Annotated in this window: 16 protein-coding genes and 6 pseudogenes; 13 read left to right on the top strand and 9 right to left on the bottom strand. The window is 38.8% G+C overall.

Annotation, left to right across the window (positions count from 1 at the left end; all coding sequences use genetic code 11):
• Window positions 1-673, top strand: a pseudogene (locus V8I28_RS12700) (hypothetical protein); the annotation flags it as partial.
• A gap of 154 nt (window positions 674-827) precedes the next feature.
• Here the strand turns inward: V8I28_RS12700 and V8I28_RS12695 are convergent.
• Both V8I28_RS12695 and V8I28_RS12690 read right to left on the bottom strand, forming a co-directional pair.
• On the bottom strand, window positions 828-890 hold the full coding sequence (locus V8I28_RS12695; RefSeq protein ID WP_230083882.1) for a putative holin-like toxin: 63 nt from the start codon (window positions 888-890) through the stop codon (window positions 828-830).
• Window positions 891-1,103: 213 nt separating this feature from the next.
• Entirely contained in the window at window positions 1,104-1,424 is a 321-nt protein-coding gene (locus V8I28_RS12690; protein WP_225364048.1) for a restriction endonuclease subunit S, read from the bottom strand.
• A gap of 12 nt (window positions 1,425-1,436) precedes the next feature.
• Here V8I28_RS12690 and V8I28_RS12685 point away from each other — a divergent pair.
• A pseudogene (locus tag V8I28_RS12685) lies at window positions 1,437-1,931 on the top strand (IS30 family transposase); the annotation flags it as partial.
• Here V8I28_RS12685 and V8I28_RS12680 read toward each other — a convergent pair.
• The 5 genes and pseudogenes from V8I28_RS12680 to V8I28_RS12660 all read right to left on the bottom strand — a co-directional run.
• A pseudogene (locus tag V8I28_RS12680) lies at window positions 1,861-2,409 on the bottom strand (KUP/HAK/KT family potassium transporter); the annotation flags it as partial. The pseudogenes V8I28_RS12685 and V8I28_RS12680 overlap by 71 nt on opposite strands.
• 242 nt (window positions 2,410-2,651) lie before the next feature.
• A complete protein-coding gene (locus tag V8I28_RS12675) occupies window positions 2,652-2,882 on the bottom strand; it encodes a hypothetical protein (protein WP_047021783.1) in 231 nt (76 codons plus the stop codon).
• 20 nt (window positions 2,883-2,902) lie between these two features.
• Window positions 2,903-3,907 carry a DUF3324 domain-containing protein gene (locus V8I28_RS12670; protein ID WP_164508796.1) on the bottom strand — a complete coding sequence of 335 codons (1,005 nt, stop codon included), beginning with the start codon at window positions 3,905-3,907 and terminating at the stop codon, window positions 2,903-2,905.
• Between the two features lie 14 nt (window positions 3,908-3,921).
• Window positions 3,922-4,482 (bottom strand): hypothetical protein, encoded by a 561-nt coding sequence (locus V8I28_RS12665; RefSeq protein ID WP_125643291.1) that lies wholly within the window; start codon window positions 4,480-4,482, stop codon window positions 3,922-3,924.
• Window positions 4,483-4,697: 215 nt separating this feature from the next.
• The gene (locus V8I28_RS12660) at window positions 4,698-5,873 is read right to left on the bottom strand and encodes an IS256 family transposase (protein WP_125643289.1); all 1,176 of its coding nucleotides are present in this window, start codon (window positions 5,871-5,873) and stop codon (window positions 4,698-4,700) included.
• A 145-nt stretch (window positions 5,874-6,018) separates the two neighbouring features.
• On the opposite strand from V8I28_RS12660, the gene V8I28_RS12655 reads away from it, so the two are divergent.
• Window positions 6,019-6,990 carry an FRG domain-containing protein gene (locus V8I28_RS12655; protein WP_125643283.1) on the top strand — a complete coding sequence of 324 codons (972 nt, stop codon included), beginning with the start codon at window positions 6,019-6,021 and terminating at the stop codon, window positions 6,988-6,990.
• 105 nt (window positions 6,991-7,095) lie between these two features.
• Window positions 7,096-7,680 (top strand): recombinase family protein, encoded by a 585-nt coding sequence (locus tag V8I28_RS12650; protein ID WP_341780431.1) that lies wholly within the window; start codon window positions 7,096-7,098, stop codon window positions 7,678-7,680.
• Window positions 7,681-7,843: 163 nt separating this feature from the next.
• Here the strand turns inward: V8I28_RS12650 and V8I28_RS12645 are convergent.
• Together V8I28_RS12645 and V8I28_RS12640 are read right to left on the bottom strand one after the other, a co-directional pair.
• Window positions 7,844-8,185, bottom strand: a pseudogene (locus tag V8I28_RS12645) (Tn3 family transposase); the annotation flags it as partial.
• A gap of 54 nt (window positions 8,186-8,239) precedes the next feature.
• Window positions 8,240-8,347: pseudogene (locus tag V8I28_RS12640) on the bottom strand (ArsB/NhaD family transporter); the annotation flags it as partial.
• Between the two features lie 72 nt (window positions 8,348-8,419).
• Here V8I28_RS12640 and V8I28_RS12635 point away from each other — a divergent pair.
• From V8I28_RS12635 to V8I28_RS12595, 9 genes and pseudogenes are all read left to right on the top strand, one after another.
• Window positions 8,420-8,743: an ArsR/SmtB family transcription factor gene (locus V8I28_RS12635; protein ID WP_003582114.1), complete on the top strand. Its 324-nt coding sequence runs from the start codon at window positions 8,420-8,422 to the stop codon at window positions 8,741-8,743.
• A gap of 51 nt (window positions 8,744-8,794) precedes the next feature.
• Entirely contained in the window at window positions 8,795-10,525 is a 1,731-nt protein-coding gene (gene arsA, locus V8I28_RS12630) for an arsenical pump-driving ATPase (protein ID WP_164511026.1), read from the top strand.
• 42 nt (window positions 10,526-10,567) lie between these two features.
• Complete coding sequence (locus V8I28_RS12625; protein WP_003582109.1) at window positions 10,568-11,863, top strand: arsenic transporter; 1,296 nt, start codon at window positions 10,568-10,570, stop codon at window positions 11,861-11,863.
• A gap of 36 nt (window positions 11,864-11,899) precedes the next feature.
• Window positions 11,900-12,235, top strand: coding sequence for an arsenite efflux transporter metallochaperone ArsD (gene arsD, locus V8I28_RS12620; RefSeq protein WP_042255252.1), 336 nt, complete (start codon window positions 11,900-11,902; stop codon window positions 12,233-12,235).
• Between the two features lie 22 nt (window positions 12,236-12,257).
• Complete coding sequence (arsC, locus tag V8I28_RS12615) at window positions 12,258-12,674, top strand: arsenate reductase (thioredoxin) (RefSeq protein ID WP_004563097.1); 417 nt, start codon at window positions 12,258-12,260, stop codon at window positions 12,672-12,674.
• Window positions 12,675-12,941: 267 nt separating this feature from the next.
• On the top strand, window positions 12,942-13,733 hold the full coding sequence (locus tag V8I28_RS12610) for a ParA family protein (RefSeq protein ID WP_016527412.1): 792 nt from the start codon (window positions 12,942-12,944) through the stop codon (window positions 13,731-13,733).
• Between the two features lie 71 nt (window positions 13,734-13,804).
• A complete protein-coding gene (locus tag V8I28_RS12605; RefSeq protein ID WP_010011603.1) occupies window positions 13,805-14,044 on the top strand; it encodes a hypothetical protein in 240 nt (79 codons plus the stop codon).
• A 904-nt stretch (window positions 14,045-14,948) separates the two neighbouring features.
• Window positions 14,949-16,058 carry a replication initiator protein A gene (locus V8I28_RS12600; RefSeq protein ID WP_341780426.1) on the top strand — a complete coding sequence of 370 codons (1,110 nt, stop codon included), beginning with the start codon at window positions 14,949-14,951 and terminating at the stop codon, window positions 16,056-16,058.
• A 456-nt stretch (window positions 16,059-16,514) separates the two neighbouring features.
• A pseudogene (locus V8I28_RS12595) lies at window positions 16,515-16,617 on the top strand (type II toxin-antitoxin system RelB/DinJ family antitoxin); the annotation flags it as partial.

The raw sequence follows: 16,617 nt of genomic DNA, 5'->3' as shown, positions 1-16,617 counted from the left end.
GTTCAAAGATTATTTAAACCAGCAAACCGACCTTAAAGTCAGTGAAGTGCCTTTAGCGACGCTAAATGGGGCTAAGGGGTATTTTCAACCCGGCACTAATGAAATCGTCATTGGTGGCGATGAGCCCGACAATGCTTTGAAACTAAAGACGTTATATCACGAATATGCGCATAGCCAGCTACACGGATTAAAATCAGCCTTTAAAGATCGGCCACGAGCCTATCAGGAAACCCAAGCCGAAGCGGTTGCGTATGTTGCCATGCAAAACATTGGGGTTGATACAGGCAATTACTCCCTCGGGTATGTAGCTACCTGGGCCAAAGATAAAGCCGTGATCCATAGTGCTTTAAGTGAAATCCAGCAAGTTAGCAACAAAGTGATTGAGCTTAGTGACGGGTTAACCAAACAATTAGGCTTACAAGAAGCACAAAAAGAACCTGAGCATGATTTAAAAAAGCTATCAACTCAGGATCTTAATCAGTCCTATCAAAGCTTGCAACAACAAATTCAACAAGCAACTAGTCCACAACAGAAAGCGCAATTTAAAAACCAGTTAAACGATGTGCACCAAGAAATCAGTGAGCTAACACAAAAGCAACTGAAAGCATTTGCTGAACAGAATCCGGAGATCAAACAACCCGAATCCGAACTTGATCAAAGTCTAAAACGTTAGCCAGTTTTTAAAGGGCATGCTATAATGTAATAGAAAAAGGAAGCCCTGCTGAAGACAGGACTTCCCATGCAAGCCGCTTCAAAGGCGGTGGCGAAGTTAATAAGACAGCATTAAGCTACCCTGTAACTGGCCAAAGTTACGCAGGGCGGCTTTTTTATTTGTTCCTTTTGTCGATGTACGTTAGCAACGCTAAAATAAACATTGCAAATAGCAACATCAACGAGAGTGTCTGGAAGACGCTCATTGACTGTGAAACCTTCCTGAAGATTATTCCATGTTCCCATGGGCCTCACCTCGCAAGGAAAAAGACAGCCACCGCCCTTAAAACTTCCTGCGTAATCTATTATACAGGTGAATTAAGTATTGACCAAGCACAACAAAAATTAAGTCATGGAGTTTCATAGGATCCTAAATTTGATCAAATTAAGAATCAGCAAAACATCTTTTGTAGATACCCTTTTTTAAGTTCTTGGAGTTTTTCAAGCTTACGCTGATGAAGAGTGATAGTGTTGTCTAACTGTTTAAAGAAGGTACCTATTTTCTTTTGTTCCTCAATTATCGGAACAAAAGAAATGAAATTTTCTACACTGCCTTTAGAGATATTCAGTTGTGACATTCCAGCTCCTTGTGCCTTGAAATAATATTGGTGTGCATTGATATAGGAGAACAGAAATTGTGGATCAGCGGTCGCATTTGGTCTCAATAAAGCAACACGCTGATTAAGTACAAACCTATCATCTTCCGGTATCAATGCAACACGTCCCAACAAATCACCATAACTGTTAATCAACGGTTAGCTTTTGGTCATTGGGAAGTAGATACGGTGCTTTCTAGTCGAAGTGAGTCACGATCATGTCTGGTTACATTCGTAGAACGTAAGACCCGACTTCTATGGGCCATCAAAGCCCCTAATAGAACGGCTAAGGCTCTAAACACCGCCTTTGGCAAGTTTATGGGGGCCTTCGGTCCCCAAGTAAAATCCATTACTGTTGATCATGGTAAAGAGTTTGCCAATTATCAGGCCTTAGAACAGGATTATCAGATCAAAGTTTATTTTTGCCATCCATATTCACCATGGGAGCGAGGTTCCAATGAATATTTTAATAGACGGTTACGCTGGTTCTTCCCGAAAAAGACCAATTTTAGCCAAGTAACGACTGATGAGATCCTAGCAGCACTTGAACTAATTAATCAACGACCATTAAAAATACATCATCAACAGACTGCCATTGAAAGATTCCGGGCTTGTTCGGATTAAACTTGTAATTTGCCTTTTGGATTAAGTATTGATCTTGATCTTGAGTAATAAATAACGGAGAACTTTCTTCTACGACATTGCTAAACTCCAAACCATACCATGAAATAGGTGAGGCCGTAATTTTCTGCAAATAGATGCGCCCGCCAATCAATCTTCTATCTAACGAGCTTAACTTATCATTGACAATTAAATCTGCTGGTTGTTCCTTTATAATAACAAACTTAAAGTCGCCGACTTTCCGTTGTCGCTCTGTTGAATACGTGGGTATTTGTGGTTCTAAAATACCTTGTTCCACTAGATGATTTACAATTTGATGTAAATAGACACTAACGGATTGAGATTTCCTAAACCCTAAGTAAAATTGAACGTTAACAACATTATGCGTCTCAAGTAAATCAACTGTATAATTACTTTCATAAGGTGCATTGGTTTCATTGACTGTAACAAACCAATAAACCTTAGCTATTTTAGTGGGTCTCTGTCAACCGGTGTTGATGAAATTGTATTTAGAATCCAATTCATTTACGAATTGGATTCTTTTTGGGGGACAACTAAACGAGCAAATGGGGCGAGAAACCAAAATTCGGTTTCTCGCCCCATTTGCTCGTTTAGAAGCTAGTTGTGTCACAGCCTCTTCTAAATATAACTAGTTTCTAAACTGGTTGACGAAGACCCTTATTTAACCTAGATCGTTATAATTAAGATACACCAATGATCAGATTATTTAAAATGTCCCTTCAACCAATGAAAACCAAAACAACTGTTGTAACTACTATCAATAACCATGTCAGGAGAATCCAGTAGATAACGTGCATGTTCAGAATTTATTTTTTCATGGTATCCAATAATATAAAGATGATGTTTACTTAGCTTACCGCCGACATAAGCCATAATAATAAATGGGCCAACCGCTTTGAAAAAAATATATTCCAAATTAGCTTTAGTTATCAATTATATCCTCCGCTCCATAATTAACGTTGACGTTTTCCCAATCGATAAACAAACGTTAACATAAAAATTAGTATTGCCACACCAAGAATTATTACAGCCCATACATAATCAGGATGATGTCTATAATTCTTAGTTTGTGTGGCTTGTGCCACTTTGGTATTTATTTTGAACATTTTACGGAATAACCAATGCCTTTTTCCTGACTGCGCGTTTATACTTAAGATATAATTACCAGCTGACAAACCTTTATTAAGTATCAAATGATCATCGAAATAACTTAGCGGGGCCATAGAAATATCTTTTTGGTTGCTTTGGAACACCACTTTTTTGTTTCGCTGATTGATAATTTTTGTTTTTAATTCAAGACGACTAAATACGGTAGGGGTTATATTAGCAATTCGAGCTAGTACAACAGGCGTGCTGTTATTTACCTGACAAACTACTTTTTTGAGTTTCAATTTTGTATGAACAATGCGGTTGCTTTGTCTCAAAACAATCGGTATTTGGTAAGCCAGAATATTTGTATACCCTACATAAGCTTGTTTTTTGGATGAACCATTACCTTTTGATTGTTGATTAACAAGTTGGCTAACGTATATGCCTCCTAATATTGTTCCTTTAAAATGATTATTTGGACTTGTTAAGGTATACATCTTGGTTGTTTTTTCATGAGCATTCAATGTTATTCTTTGGGGGCCGGTTAGTAGTCTGTTGAAATCAACATTCCCAAAATAACGCTTCCCAGGATTCTTTAAATTATACTGAATAATTCCAGCATCACCGGTAAAAGCAGTATGACTGGTGACAGAAATATGTTGATTTTTAGAACTATTATTAGATAAAAGTAACTTTATTTTTATTGACTGCCCAGGATTAACTTTTCGTTGAACTATGGATTGTTGATTTTGACCAACAACTTTCACCGCAAAGGGAGTTGTTTGCGCCTGTGCTACATGGGAAGTAAGCAGTAGGCTTAAAATCAGAGAAAAGATAGTTATGAAAACTAGTTTTGAAGCTTTCTTCAAATTGCCAGCCATAATTATTGAGCAGTACCACCAATAGCTCCAGTGTTACCAGATAACGTCCACGTAATGGCACCCGTATAAACTGCTCCAAACACTTGCTTATCTTGTGGTAAAGTAATTGACGTGTTGTCTGCGGTTAAATCAGTAGAAGTGTTCCCTTCGTTGGTACCATTCTTAACAATTGGAGTACTGGTTTTACCATCGATTGTGGTAATAGGAGTCCCGGCTATTGTTAATGTAGAGACACTCAGGTTGCTAGTTTTCCCATTACCACCAGCGTAGCTAAGTTCAGTTGGAGTTGCAGCTAGAGTCCAATTAGTGGCTGTCCCATAACCTTCATCATCTGTCGTAGAGATACTACCATCAGACTGCAGTTTAGCCGTGGTAGAAGTAGAATTGGCAATATCATCAACTGTACTATTGAATGTCATACTTGGAACTGAGTTAATTTTTAAAGATCCAGGTGCCACAGAAGTACTTGTAGTGCTGGTAGTATCGGCATGAACCGTACTTGTCTGAATCCCTAAAGCCAATAACAAAGATAATGTGGTTGATAATACTATTTTATTTTTCATTACTATTCCTACTTTCTTTATTAAAACCTTACAATATGTTTTGGGTACACCTATAGACTACAGATATTATACTACTTACTTCAACTTAAAAGTGTATATAATTATAAAAAAACTAAAAAAGTTAGAATGAATACTTGCATTTTATTAGGTAAATGAGGTAGCGTCAAGAATCTTGTGTAAATGAAATGCCTTCGTACATATAATATGTATCTAACTTAAATAAATGATGCTTCCAAGGTGTCCTGGAGTCCTTTGAACCCTCGGTGGATCCGCTTCAGAGACTTCTCGTTATAAACATTAAACTGAGAAACCAGGAAGCGATCCAGTGAATCTTCCGTTGGAAATTGTTCTTTGTGGTGGGTGGTGCGCTTGAGATGCTTATTAAAGTTCTCAATCAGGTTAGTGGAGTATAGTGATTGCCGGATAGCTGGTGAAAAGTCCATGAAAGTGAGTAAATTCGGCATTTTAAGCAGATCTTTGATTAATTTGGGATAGGTCTGATGCCAGTTGTTGGCGAACTCATTCAGTTTTAGTTCGGCTGCTTCACGGTTGGCGGCCCGATGAACTTGTTTAAAGTCACTGATCATGGCCTTGCGGTCTTTTACGCGAACTTTGTTCATCAGATTCCGCCCAACATGAACCAGGCAACGTTGTCGTTTGGCTTTAGGGAAATGCCGATTCAAGCCTTCATCCAAACCAACTAACCCATCGGCCACAAACAACAGCACATCTTTAACGCCCTGCTTGATCAAGGTTCCCAGCAGTTCAGTCCAGATTCCAGTCGATTCCGTTGGCGCCACTTGGTAGTTCAGCACTTCTTTCGTACCATCTGGACGAATGCCAATCGCAATATGAACGGCTTCTTTTTGAACGGGATCCCGCTTTAACGGCAAGTAAGTGGCATCTAAGAAGATGGCCGCATATTGTGAAGCCAGTCGACGTTGCTGGAAAGCTTGAACCTGTTCATTGACGGCTTTAGTCATGTTGGAAACCGTGGCTTTGGAGTAGTGAGCACCGTACATTTTCTCAATGAGTTCGGCAATTTCAGCAGTGGTAATTCCCTTGGTATACAACTGAATGACCGTTGTTTCTAAATTATCACTGTGCCGACCGTAGGCTGGCAAGGTATGATTTTCAAACCGGCCATTGCGATCTCGAGGAATGGTTAAGTTAAGTTGGCCGTACTTCGTATCAAACGAGCGCTCATAACTGCCGTTGCGGTTATTACCAGTGTTAATCCCAGCGTATGAGTAGCGTTCGTAACCCAAAAGCTCTGCCAATTCGGTTTGAAGCAGCTGGTTAATCGCAATTTCGAGGTGGTGACGAAAAACTTCGTCCAAATCTTGCTTTTGGGCTAGTGCAGCGATAATTTCTGTGGTAAGTTCATTCATGGGGAATGCCTCCTGTGATGTTTTCTGTGGTTACTAAATATCATAAGGGAAGGCATTCCCTATTTCTATACAATTCAGAAATCTTTTATGCATTTACACAAGATATTTTACGCTCTCACTTTAATTATACAAGAGGAATGAAATATTGGCTACGTTACAAAAAATCATTTCAAAAGCTAAGGATAATAGCAACTTCATTTATCGAGGGTGTGCATTTGAAAAATATGATTTAGTTCCAACTCTAGCTAGAAAGTTAAAAACAGACATCAGTTTTGCCCAATACAATATTTATTCTGACGTTGTTAAAAAAGCCGCTGAGCGAGGGTATTCAGAAGTAGGTATGAATGGGCTGGCAGATGGCCTTTCTCAGCACTACGGGCTCAGCACTAGTTATCTAGACTGGAGTTATTCGGTCTATGTAGCTTTATACTTTGCATTCACCAGTTATATTAAACAGTTTGTTGATGAAAATATTTTGGACCAACATATCGATCTTTGTAAAATGCATTGTCTTAGAGACGACTTCAACAAACACAAGTATTGCATATATAGACTTAATAAGACCTTATATGATGAGTTAAAGAATCAATATCCTAAATTACCGCTAATAGTATCTGATACAGATCATAAAAACGAAAGAATGGAATCACAGCAGGGGCTGCTATCTAGCATAGATAGCACAAAAGTAAACGATAATGCTAAAATTCAAAACTCTCAAATTAAAATATTGGCTGATTGGCTTCAATCTAATAATCCTGATGACTTTTTGAAGCAATCTGGCGATAAATACTCATGGAATAATGAAACTCTTTTAGAAAAAATAACCTTCAAACTATCGCAAAGAGATCGAAATGATTTACAAAAATATTTAAAAGAAAACGGAGCCATCAGTACCAAATTATTTCCGGATTTTGAGGGTGTAAAAAAGAACATAGAATTTTCAAAAGATTATAATATTTTGAGAGATTGGGAAATCGCCTATCAAGAAGCTCCTTTGCATTCAAATTTTACAGCCCCAGAAGATTTATCAAAAATGGTAAATGGAAATCAAAACGTTATAAATTCAAGATTAAATACAGATAATCTAGGGAAAGGAGAATTTTTCCCTTTTCAATAAATTAGCGTGACGGCCACTAGGGTATACCCTATTGGCCTTTTTTATTTCTGTGCTATACTAGGAATTACAAGTGTTCATTAGAACTGTCCAAAAGGAGAACTGGAAATGGCTAAAATCGGTTATGCGCGTGTGAGTTCCAAGGAGCAACATTTAGATCGACAGTTAGCGGCTTTAAAAGACGTTGATAAATTATTTACGGATAAATTAAGTGGGGCTAACACTAATCGGCCAGAACTGCAAAAAATGCTGGCCTATATTCGTGAGGGTGATATTGTAATGGTCACTGAATTAGATCGCTTAGGCAGAAACAATCAGGATTTAACTAAAATCATGAACTCCATTCAAAATAAGGGTGCCACCCTAGATGTGTTAAATTTGCCGTCCATGACCGGGATTGCTGACCAAAACTTACGTCAACTCATGACCAACCTCATCATTGAACTATATAAGTATCAAGCCGAAAGTGAGCGTAAGCGGATTATTGAGCGGCAGCAACAAGGCATTGCCCTGGCTAAACAACAAGGCAAATATCATGGTCGGAAACCTCAATATGCCAAAGATGATCCCCGCTTGCAACATGCTTTTAAGCTTTATCAGGCAGGCATGAGTGACATAGACGTTGCTCGGAATACCGGGATCAAGCGGACAACTTTTATTCGATATCGTAAAAAGCTTAATATCAAGAGATAGGGGTCAATGGAACATCCATACGAAAAGTAGCGGTAGGATCCCGAACAAAAAATCAGAAACGTTGATTTAACAGCGTTTCTGATTTTTTATATTGGCTTTATTTAAAAAGAGCTCTGGAACATTCGTACGAAAAGTAGCGGTAGACTTTAAAAACCGAACAATCTTATTTTTCGTCTGCTTCATCTAATGGTCTTAAATGACCATTTTCTAACGCTTCATTATATTGGAACGTGTACTTACCGACAAAGTTAATGTGTTCAAACATCAGTGGCGATAATTTGCCGATCATGTCGTCAGAACAATCAAACCCTTCTGATTGCATCTGCGTCACAATCTTTTCCAGGTAAACGGTATTCCAATAAATAATGGCATTCGTGACTAAACTGAGAGCGTTTAGTTGTTCTTCCATACCATCAAAATACGTTTGATAAAGCTTCTCTTTCCGACCATAAAAGATGTTTCGACAAAGCGCGTGCCGAGCTTCACCTTTATTTAGCTGTTCCAAAAAGCTCTATTTTTTCATTCTATTCATCTCCAAAGTAATTGTGATTTATATTTTCTAACCAAAAATCGATAATGATAACCAGAGGCCACATAGGGTAATAAACAACACTGGGATCGTGGTTACAATTCCAATTTTAAAATAAGTCCCCCATTTAGTTTTAACAAAGTTGACAAGCCATTGGAGTAGCTCTTATACTATACATAGATGATCGTCTATGTAATGGAAGGAGAAAAAATGGATTATCAAAATTACGTTCAAATGCTAAAAGCAATGGCTGACCCGAACCGCCTAAAAATCATTGATCTGCTTTCATGTGGATCACTTTGTGCTTGTGATATCCTCCAGCATTTTGATTTTTCTCAACCCACTTTGTCTCATCATATGAAGGTTTTGCAAAATGCAGGTATTGTGTTTGCGGTAAAGGATGGGAAATGGCAACACTATTCCCTACAAAAAAGGTTTGTCCAAGAGTTTAAACAGAATACCGACCAACTGTTAGCCGCTGATGAGCACTGCCTTTGCCAACGGTCTGATTGTGAAAAAGATGTTGCCAATTAAGTTTTTTTAAGCAATACATAGAGGCGTGTCTATGTAAGGAGCTGAAAAATGATGGAAAAGTATTCGCCACAAGAGATTAATTTAACCAAGTACCTATTTTTTACCGGCAAGGGTGGGGTTGGCAAAACCACGGTTGCCAGTGCCACTGCAATTAGCTTAGCTGATGCTGGTCACCGAGTTATGATCGTTTCCACTGATCCAGCTAGTAACTTGCAGGACGTTTTTAAAGTTAGTTTAACCAATCAGCCAAAGCCGATTCCAAACATTTCCGGTTTGTTTGCTGCCAACTTTGATCCGGTCATTGCTGCGAACGAGTATCGCGAGCAGGTTATTCAACCTTATCGAGGCGTGTTGCCCAAAGAAGCCATTCAGAATATGGCTGAACAATTATCAGGCTCGTGTACGGTTGAAATTGCTGCATTTAATGAATTTGCCAACTTTCTAACTAGTTCCAAGATTAATCAGCAATTTGACTATATTATTTTTGATACCGCGCCGACCGGCCATACCTTAAGAATGCTGCAATTGCCTTCTGCTTGGAGTAATTACCTGGATAAGAATGATCGTGGTGCATCCTGTCTCGGACAACTAGCTGGCTTAAATGATAAGAAAGCTATGTATCAAAAAGCGGTTGAAACTTTAGGCAATCCTCAAGCGACGACTTTGTTTTTAGTTACCCGACCACAAAAAGGCGCCCTTCTGGAGGCACAACGCGCTTCACATGAGTTGGCAGCCTTAAACATTAAGAACCAGCAACTAATCATTAACGGTATCTTAAATCAGCCAACCGACGCAGTTTCTCAGACTATTTTTAAACAACAGCAAGCTGATTTGCAGAATATGCCAGTCACTTTAGACCAGCTACCCAAGTTAGCAATCCCATTGCGAGCATACAACGTATTGGGATTAGCTAATTTACGACTACTATTGAAAGACCAGCAGCCGCAAATCACTGAGGAACCGGTTACTGCTAGTCACTTTCCTGATCTGGATGTTGTCGTGAAGAATTTAGTGCAGTCAAATAAAAAAATTATCTTCACCATGGGCAAAGGTGGCGTTGGTAAAACAACCGTTGCCGTTCAAATTGCCCAAAAGATAGCTGCTCAACACAAAACCGTGCACTTGGCTACCACTGACCCAGCTGATCATTTGAAATACTTCAAAATCACAAGTCCGCTGATCAAGGTGAGCCATATTGATGAGAAAAAGTCTTTAAAAGAATATCAAAACGAAGTTCTCACTACTGCTAAAAAGACCATGAAGTCTAATGATGTTGATTATGTCGCTGAAGATTTGCGTTCACCATGTACTCAAGAAATTGCTGTCTTCCGAGCTTTTGCTGAGTTAGTCGCCCAAAATGATAGTGACGTCGTTGTGGTTGATACGGCTCCGACTGGTCATACACTCTTACTGTTAAACTCGACCCAAAGCTATGCTCAAGAAGTTGCCCATACCTCCGGCAGCGTCCCACAAGCAGTCGTTAATCTGTTACCAAGACTACAAGATCCTAAGCAAACTGAAATTGTTATGGTAACGCTACCAGAAGCCACGCCGGTTTATGAATCAATGCGATTAGATGACGATTTGAAGCGAGCCAGTCTAACTCATACTTGGTGGGTGGTCAACCAAAGTATGTTGGCAACTCAAACCACTGATCCATGTTTGCTGGCTCGAGTGCAAAGCGAAGTTAAATGGATTGATCAGGTAAAAGAGCTTTCGAATAATCATTTTGCTGTTATGCAATGGCAACCAAATTACGAAAAAACGCTTTTAACGGTTTAATTAATTAAAGGAAAAAAATAATTAATCAGTTTAGGAGGTATCATGCAAGTCTTTTTTGCCGTTGGAATTTTCTTACTCACATTATTATTCGTTATCTGGCAACCTAGAGGATTATCAATTGGATGGACAGCCGTTGGTGGTGCAATTTTAGCATTATTGTTTGGCGTGGTGAGTTTTAAAGATGTTGGAACAGTTACCGGAATTGTCTGGAATGCCACCTTATCTTTCGTGGCTATTATTCTGATTTCACTCATTTTAGATCAAATCGGATTTTTTGAATGGGCCGCCTTACACATGGCTCGCTGGGCAAACGGTCACGGTATTCGCATGTTTATTTTGGTGACCACCTTAGGCGCCGTCGTTGCTGCCCTTTTTGCTAATGATGGGGCTGCTCTGATTCTTACCCCCATTGTTTTAGCAATGGTTCGTGCCTTACACTTTGATGAAAAGCAAGTTTTCCCTTTCATTATTGCCAGTGGCTTTATTGCCGATACCACTTCTTTACCAATGATTGTTAGTAACTTGGTAAATATTGTCTCTGCAGACTTTTTTGGAATTTCCTTTTCAGCGTATGCGTTAAGAATGTGGATTCCTGATCTATTTTCGCTGTTAGGTAGTATTGGTATCCTGTATCTTTACTTTCGAAAAGCATTGCCACGAAAATTTGATGCCACTCAGGTTGCGGAACCCAGTTCTGCACTAAAAGATCAGCGACTTTTCAAGTTTTCATGGGTCGTCTTAATCCTCCTATTGATTGGTTACTTTAGTAGCGGTTTCTTAGGAATCCCCGTCTCCTTTATCGCACTGAGTATTGCGGCTATTTTTCTGATAGTTGGTCAAAGAAGTTCCCATGTTAATGCGATGGCAGCGATTAAAGGAGCTCCTTGGAACATTGTCTTTTTCTCAATCGGTATGTATGTCGTAGTCTACGGCCTTCAGAACGTTGGTCTAACAACATTATTATCAGGTGTCATTACCGAAATCGCAAAAGGTGGTCGGTTTGCTGCCACAATGGGCATGGGCTACTTAGCAGCACTTTTATCGTCATTAATGAATAACATGCCGACCGTCATGATTAATGCACTATCAATCAAAGGCGCTGACGTTTCAGGGCTCATCCATCATACGTTAGTGTACGCAAACATAATCGGCTCAGATTTGGGACCTAAGATTACCCCAATTGGCTCTTTGGCTACATTAGTCTGGCTACATGTGTTAGCTCAAAAGGGAGTTAAAATTAAATGGGGGACTTATTTTAAAATTGGAATTGTAACCACGATCCCAGTGTTGTTTATTACCCTATGTGGCCTCTGGTTATCATTATCGATTTTTGGTTAGAAAATATAAATCACAATTACTTTGGAGATGAATAGAATGAAAAAAATAGAGCTTTTTGAACCAGCAATGTGTTGTTCAACCGGTGTTTGTGGTCCCAGCGTTGATAAGGAATTGATTCAAACAACGGCCATTCAGCGGTATGTCAGTGTGAATGCACAGGGGCAGGCCATGTTCATTCGTCGTAATTTAGCCCAGAACCCCGATGCCTTTGTTCGAAATCCGATTGTTGCCCAAGAACTAAAACATCAGGGTATAAATGCTTTACCAATTACGTTAGTGGATGGTCAGTTGGTAAAAACCGGTGAATACCCTACCATTAACGAGTTTAGCAGTTACTTAGACATGGATTTAGTAGCTGCTTTGGTTCACTAATAGTTTAGATGGAGGATTAATGATGACACAAATTTATTTTCTATGTACTGGAAATGCTTGTCGAAGTCAAATGGCTGAAGGATTCGCTAAAAAAATTTTAGGCAATGATTGGCGCGTTGCCAGTGCGGGAGTCGAGGTGCATGGCTTGAATCCATTGGCTGTTAAAGTTATGGCTGAAAAAGGAATAGATATTTCCCAGCAAACATCAAAGTTAATTGATCCCGATTATTTGCTTCACAGTGACCTAGTTGTCACCTTATGTGGAGACGCTCGTGATCGCTGTCCAGTCACCCCACCAACGGTCAAGAAAAAGCATTGGCCACTTCCAGACCCGGCTTTAGCAGCTGGATCCGAACAGGATAGAATAGTAGTTTTTCGGAAGGTCAGAGATCAAATTGAGCAGCAGATTATTGACTTAGCAAAAGTCGGTAACCTCTGAGGAATCAGTAGGTCCGTAACCAATACGAATTTTAAAATAGCGGTAGAAAACCGTATATTCAGATAACAAACGTTCTGAGTGTTCGGCTTCCTACCGCTACTTTTCGTATGGATGTTCCATTAACCCCAGATAGGACACTTAGCTAGTGTATACTAGTCATTCATGAATATAAATCATATGTACTATTTGCAAACATACGTGTTATGTGTTATTATGCATGTAGCGATATTTATTAAGCTTACTTAGCACGTATGAGGAGGGACACTAATGGAAATTATTACATTTTCAGCCATAAAAGGCGGCGTTGGTAAAACTACCCTAGCTTTTAATTATGGTGAATGGTTAGCAAAAAATGGCAAGCATGTTTTATTTATTGACTTAGACCACCAAAGTAATTTAACCCAGACTTACAACATTTACGACAATCAAGACACCGTTGGCAACATTTTCTTAGATCGAGGGAAAGTCAAAATACATGAAATAAGTGCTTATATTAGTCTAATTGCCGGAGACATGCACCTTGACGATATTGAGCGTACCATTGAAAATAAGACTAACAAAAACATGTTCCTCTATATGTGGTTGTCAGATAATTATGAACGTTTAAATTTAGGAAAATTCGAGTATATTATTTTGGATTGTCACCCAGATTTTTCTACTGCTACCAAGAATGCAGTAATCATTAGTAATGCTATCCTTAGTCCAATCACACCTAGCGAACATGGGTATAATGCAAAATTTAACCTAGAAGAAAGAATTAACGAATTACGCAAAGAAGCCATTGATTACTCTACTAGAAAATCTTATGTCACGACCAAATTATTTTTTATCGCCAACATGATTAAACACAACACAAGATCATCTCGCGAGTTATTAAAAGCCTTAAAAGGCGATCCCAGTGTATTGGCTACAGTTCCAGAAAAGGAGCTATTCAATCGTTCAACGTTGGATAAAAAATCTCTTTCAAAAATGGCTGAAGACCACAAAACATATATTGATCAACATGAATTTTTTGATAGTATGGACAAAACATTTAATGAAATCACGGAAAAGCTATAAATGTTTCGTATGCGTATTAATCACATGTATACTTAATGTGTGTGCATGTGAATTATAAAGGAGGACTACCTATGGCATTCGATCCAGAGAACAAAAACATAAAAAAGGCACTACAAAAAAATGAAACAGAACAGCCAACTGATACTAAAGATAAACTTGTTATTCCTGTTTTTAAAGATGAAGAGGAACGTACTAAGAACTATACCTTTTCACTTCAACCTAGCGCACGCAAAAGACTTGACGGTCTAGCCAAAGAACATAATTTTAAGTCTGCCTCCAAATTTTTAAATGAGCTTATAAAAAATATGTGATGTCACTTTAAGGGAGGAGTTGTTATGGGAATTTCGATAAATGTTACATTTTTGCTTGCCAGCCTTATTGTCTTTTAGATAATCCCAGCCATTGGAATTGCAAAAAAGCACTTGGTAGATGAGCGCTTTTTTATTCGACAGTGGTTATTTCCAATGCAGTATTGGTTACAGCTATTATTTGAAAGAATCAGTGGTAACCGTCGTATTGTCGTAAGAATTTTTTAAATAATGTCCCTGTTTATCACGTATTTTTGCGGGTTGCTTATGCTCATGATTTTCAGTGTTTTTGATGGAAATTTGCTTAAACACCCCGAAGCATTTTTACTTTTCGAATATTTACTGGTATCTTCTATCGCCTACTGGTTTCAACCAAAAGCTGGCAAAGTATACAAGACCAAATAAAGTTGCCGCTTGGTAAGCGCTATGCTAGACTAAAATTAATTTAACAACCGAATAAAGAGATCAAGCTAAACAGAAAAATCCCCGATTCACGAGGAATCAGGGATTTTGGGTTTAGCAAGTAGCTATAAGGCAGCTACTTAGATTCAGTCGATTTTCACCGCCAAGTTAAAATCGACTGAACATTGTTCTTAATTTGTAGGTTAATTATACCGCAAACCAGTCCCAAAGGACAAGTTAAGGATAGTTAAAAACAAATTAAAGTCAATGGACTAAGTAGCTAACCAGAGCTATTTAGTCCATTTTTTGTTGTTAGAACTTAAAAAAGTTGCCGACTGGGCAACTCACAAACAGACACATGCTGGTAAATTACAAAGCATTCATTTAGCCGTGAGGCTTTGTAATTCAGTTAGAGCATATCAGATTTGTATTGTAATGCAAGTCGAATGTTTTAGCAACTCTCTTTTGAGACAGCGTGTGTCAGTCAAGAAAGGGAGTTTTTATTATGACAAAATCAACAAATTTTAATTACTATGAAGCAGATAACGTATATGGAGCCTTATTTTTCCAGTTTCCTAAGGTATTAATGTATGGCGAGCAATACAAGCATTTAAGCAATGACGCTAAATTAGCCTATATGGTACTAAAAGACCGATTAGAGTATTCTTTGCGCAATAACTGGGTTGATAGTGAAGGACACGTCTACTTTATCTTTACCAATCAAGAACTAATGGACTTGTTCAATTGTTCAAAGGGAAAAGTCATCAAAATAAAAGCAGAGCTGGAATCAATCGGATTACTCGTTCAGAAACAAATGGGCTTTAACCCGAAAACTAAGAAAAATGAACCGAATCGCTTATATCTGTCCAAGCTCGATGTGAAAGCAACCGATGTCTATTTACGCGGCGAATTTGGTCAAAAAAGCCCGCAAACCCTTGCTAGGAGCGGAAGTTCAAAAAATGAACTTCCGCGGGAGACCGTTGAAACCCTTGCTACGAGCGGAAGTTCAAAAAATGAACTTCCGCATAAGTTCGTTGACAACAGCTCTCAAACCCTTGCTACGAGCGGAAGTTCAAAAAATGGACTTAATCTATATATAGAACCTAAAGAAAGAGACAAAAACGGATACAATATAGATACTCAAAAGTTGAACTTTTCCACAGCCCATTTTTCACCAGCAGAAATTCAAAAGCAAAACCAGGATTTGGTGAACCATGCTAATGACTTCTTAACTGATGAAGACAGTGGCTTACCGGTTTTCTTAGAACCAGAAGCCGTGCAATTACTTAGCTTCTGGTGCCGAACTCCGCAACAAATGCGCCGCTTCATTGGCATTATCTTAAATGCTAAGTACCGAGTTGAGAAAGATCACAAAGATATTGGTGTCATAATCCCACTTGATGATGAGGAACTGAAACCTTTAATGACTAAAGCCTTGAGACGCTACTTTAACGCCCTGAGAAGCAATGAGAAGCACATCAAGAATGTTGAGAACTACTTATACGGCACCATGCAAAACCTATTTGGCGTTTGGTGGAATAAACAAGCGGCTAGAGAATATGCGGCCAAACACCCCGAAGAACGGAGCACTGACAATGAGCCTTATTGGAATTAAGTGCCGTATAAGCTCATTTAAGCCGTTTTAAGTGTTACATGCACAATTATATTAAAATCGCTTTAAAATCGCTTAGAAGCAAAAATAGACACCTTGAGTGGCTGAATTGGCGCTTGGTGGAATAAACAAGCGGCTAGAGAATATGCGGCCAAACACCGAAGAAGAAAAGTCGGCCGAAACGATTAAACAGTGGGTTGTACTACTAGTCCTAAAAGGCTATAAAATCCTTTCTAAGCGGTTTTAAGACTTGCTAACCTCTTTATACTCAAGTTAGATTCAAATGGCTTAAACAGAAGAATAGGGGCTTTTAAATGAGTGCCAGAGCTAACCAGCTCAAAAGTTCAGCCTTTAGATCAACGCCAAGCTCAAGTGATTTGAGGCCAAGGCTTTATCTATTGATAAGGTACTCAAAAGGTAGTATAATGGTAGTAGCAAAAGAAAAGAGATGAGACAATCATGGCAGTTAAGGAAAAGAAACGGGTCCAAGTCAAGATTGATAAAGATTTGGCCGATGATACCGAAGCAGTTTTAAGCGAATTGGGCTTAAATCCAACCACGG

Source organism: Levilactobacillus sp. HBUAS70063, from assembly GCF_038374745.1.
Classification (GTDB): domain Bacteria; phylum Bacillota; class Bacilli; order Lactobacillales; family Lactobacillaceae; genus Levilactobacillus.
Note: the sequence above shows the minus strand (reverse complement) of the source record. Positions and strands in the feature narration are given on the sequence as shown.

What these genes read in the sequence shown, in the direction of transcription:
- V8I28_RS12665 (WP_125643291.1), bottom strand. Translation starts at nt 4,482, where the DNA reads ATGAAAAATAAAATAGTATTATCAACCACATTATCTTTGTTATTGGCT.
- V8I28_RS12660 (WP_125643289.1), bottom strand. Translation starts at nt 5,873, where the DNA reads ATGAATGAACTTACCACAGAAATTATCGCTGCACTAGCCCAAAAGCAA.
- V8I28_RS12650 (WP_341780431.1), top strand. Translation starts at nt 7,096, where the DNA reads ATGGCTAAAATCGGTTATGCGCGTGTGAGTTCCAAGGAGCAACATTTA.
- V8I28_RS12635 (WP_003582114.1), top strand. Translation starts at nt 8,420, where the DNA reads ATGGATTATCAAAATTACGTTCAAATGCTAAAAGCAATGGCTGACCCG.
- arsA (WP_164511026.1), top strand. Translation starts at nt 8,795, where the DNA reads ATGGAAAAGTATTCGCCACAAGAGATTAATTTAACCAAGTACCTATTT.
- V8I28_RS12625 (WP_003582109.1), top strand. Translation starts at nt 10,568, where the DNA reads ATGCAAGTCTTTTTTGCCGTTGGAATTTTCTTACTCACATTATTATTC.
- arsD (WP_042255252.1), top strand. Translation starts at nt 11,900, where the DNA reads ATGAAAAAAATAGAGCTTTTTGAACCAGCAATGTGTTGTTCAACCGGT.
- arsC (WP_004563097.1), top strand. Translation starts at nt 12,258, where the DNA reads ATGACACAAATTTATTTTCTATGTACTGGAAATGCTTGTCGAAGTCAA.
- V8I28_RS12610 (WP_016527412.1), top strand. Translation starts at nt 12,942, where the DNA reads ATGGAAATTATTACATTTTCAGCCATAAAAGGCGGCGTTGGTAAAACT.
- V8I28_RS12605 (WP_010011603.1), top strand. Translation starts at nt 13,805, where the DNA reads ATGGCATTCGATCCAGAGAACAAAAACATAAAAAAGGCACTACAAAAA.
- V8I28_RS12600 (WP_341780426.1), top strand. Translation starts at nt 14,949, where the DNA reads ATGACAAAATCAACAAATTTTAATTACTATGAAGCAGATAACGTATAT.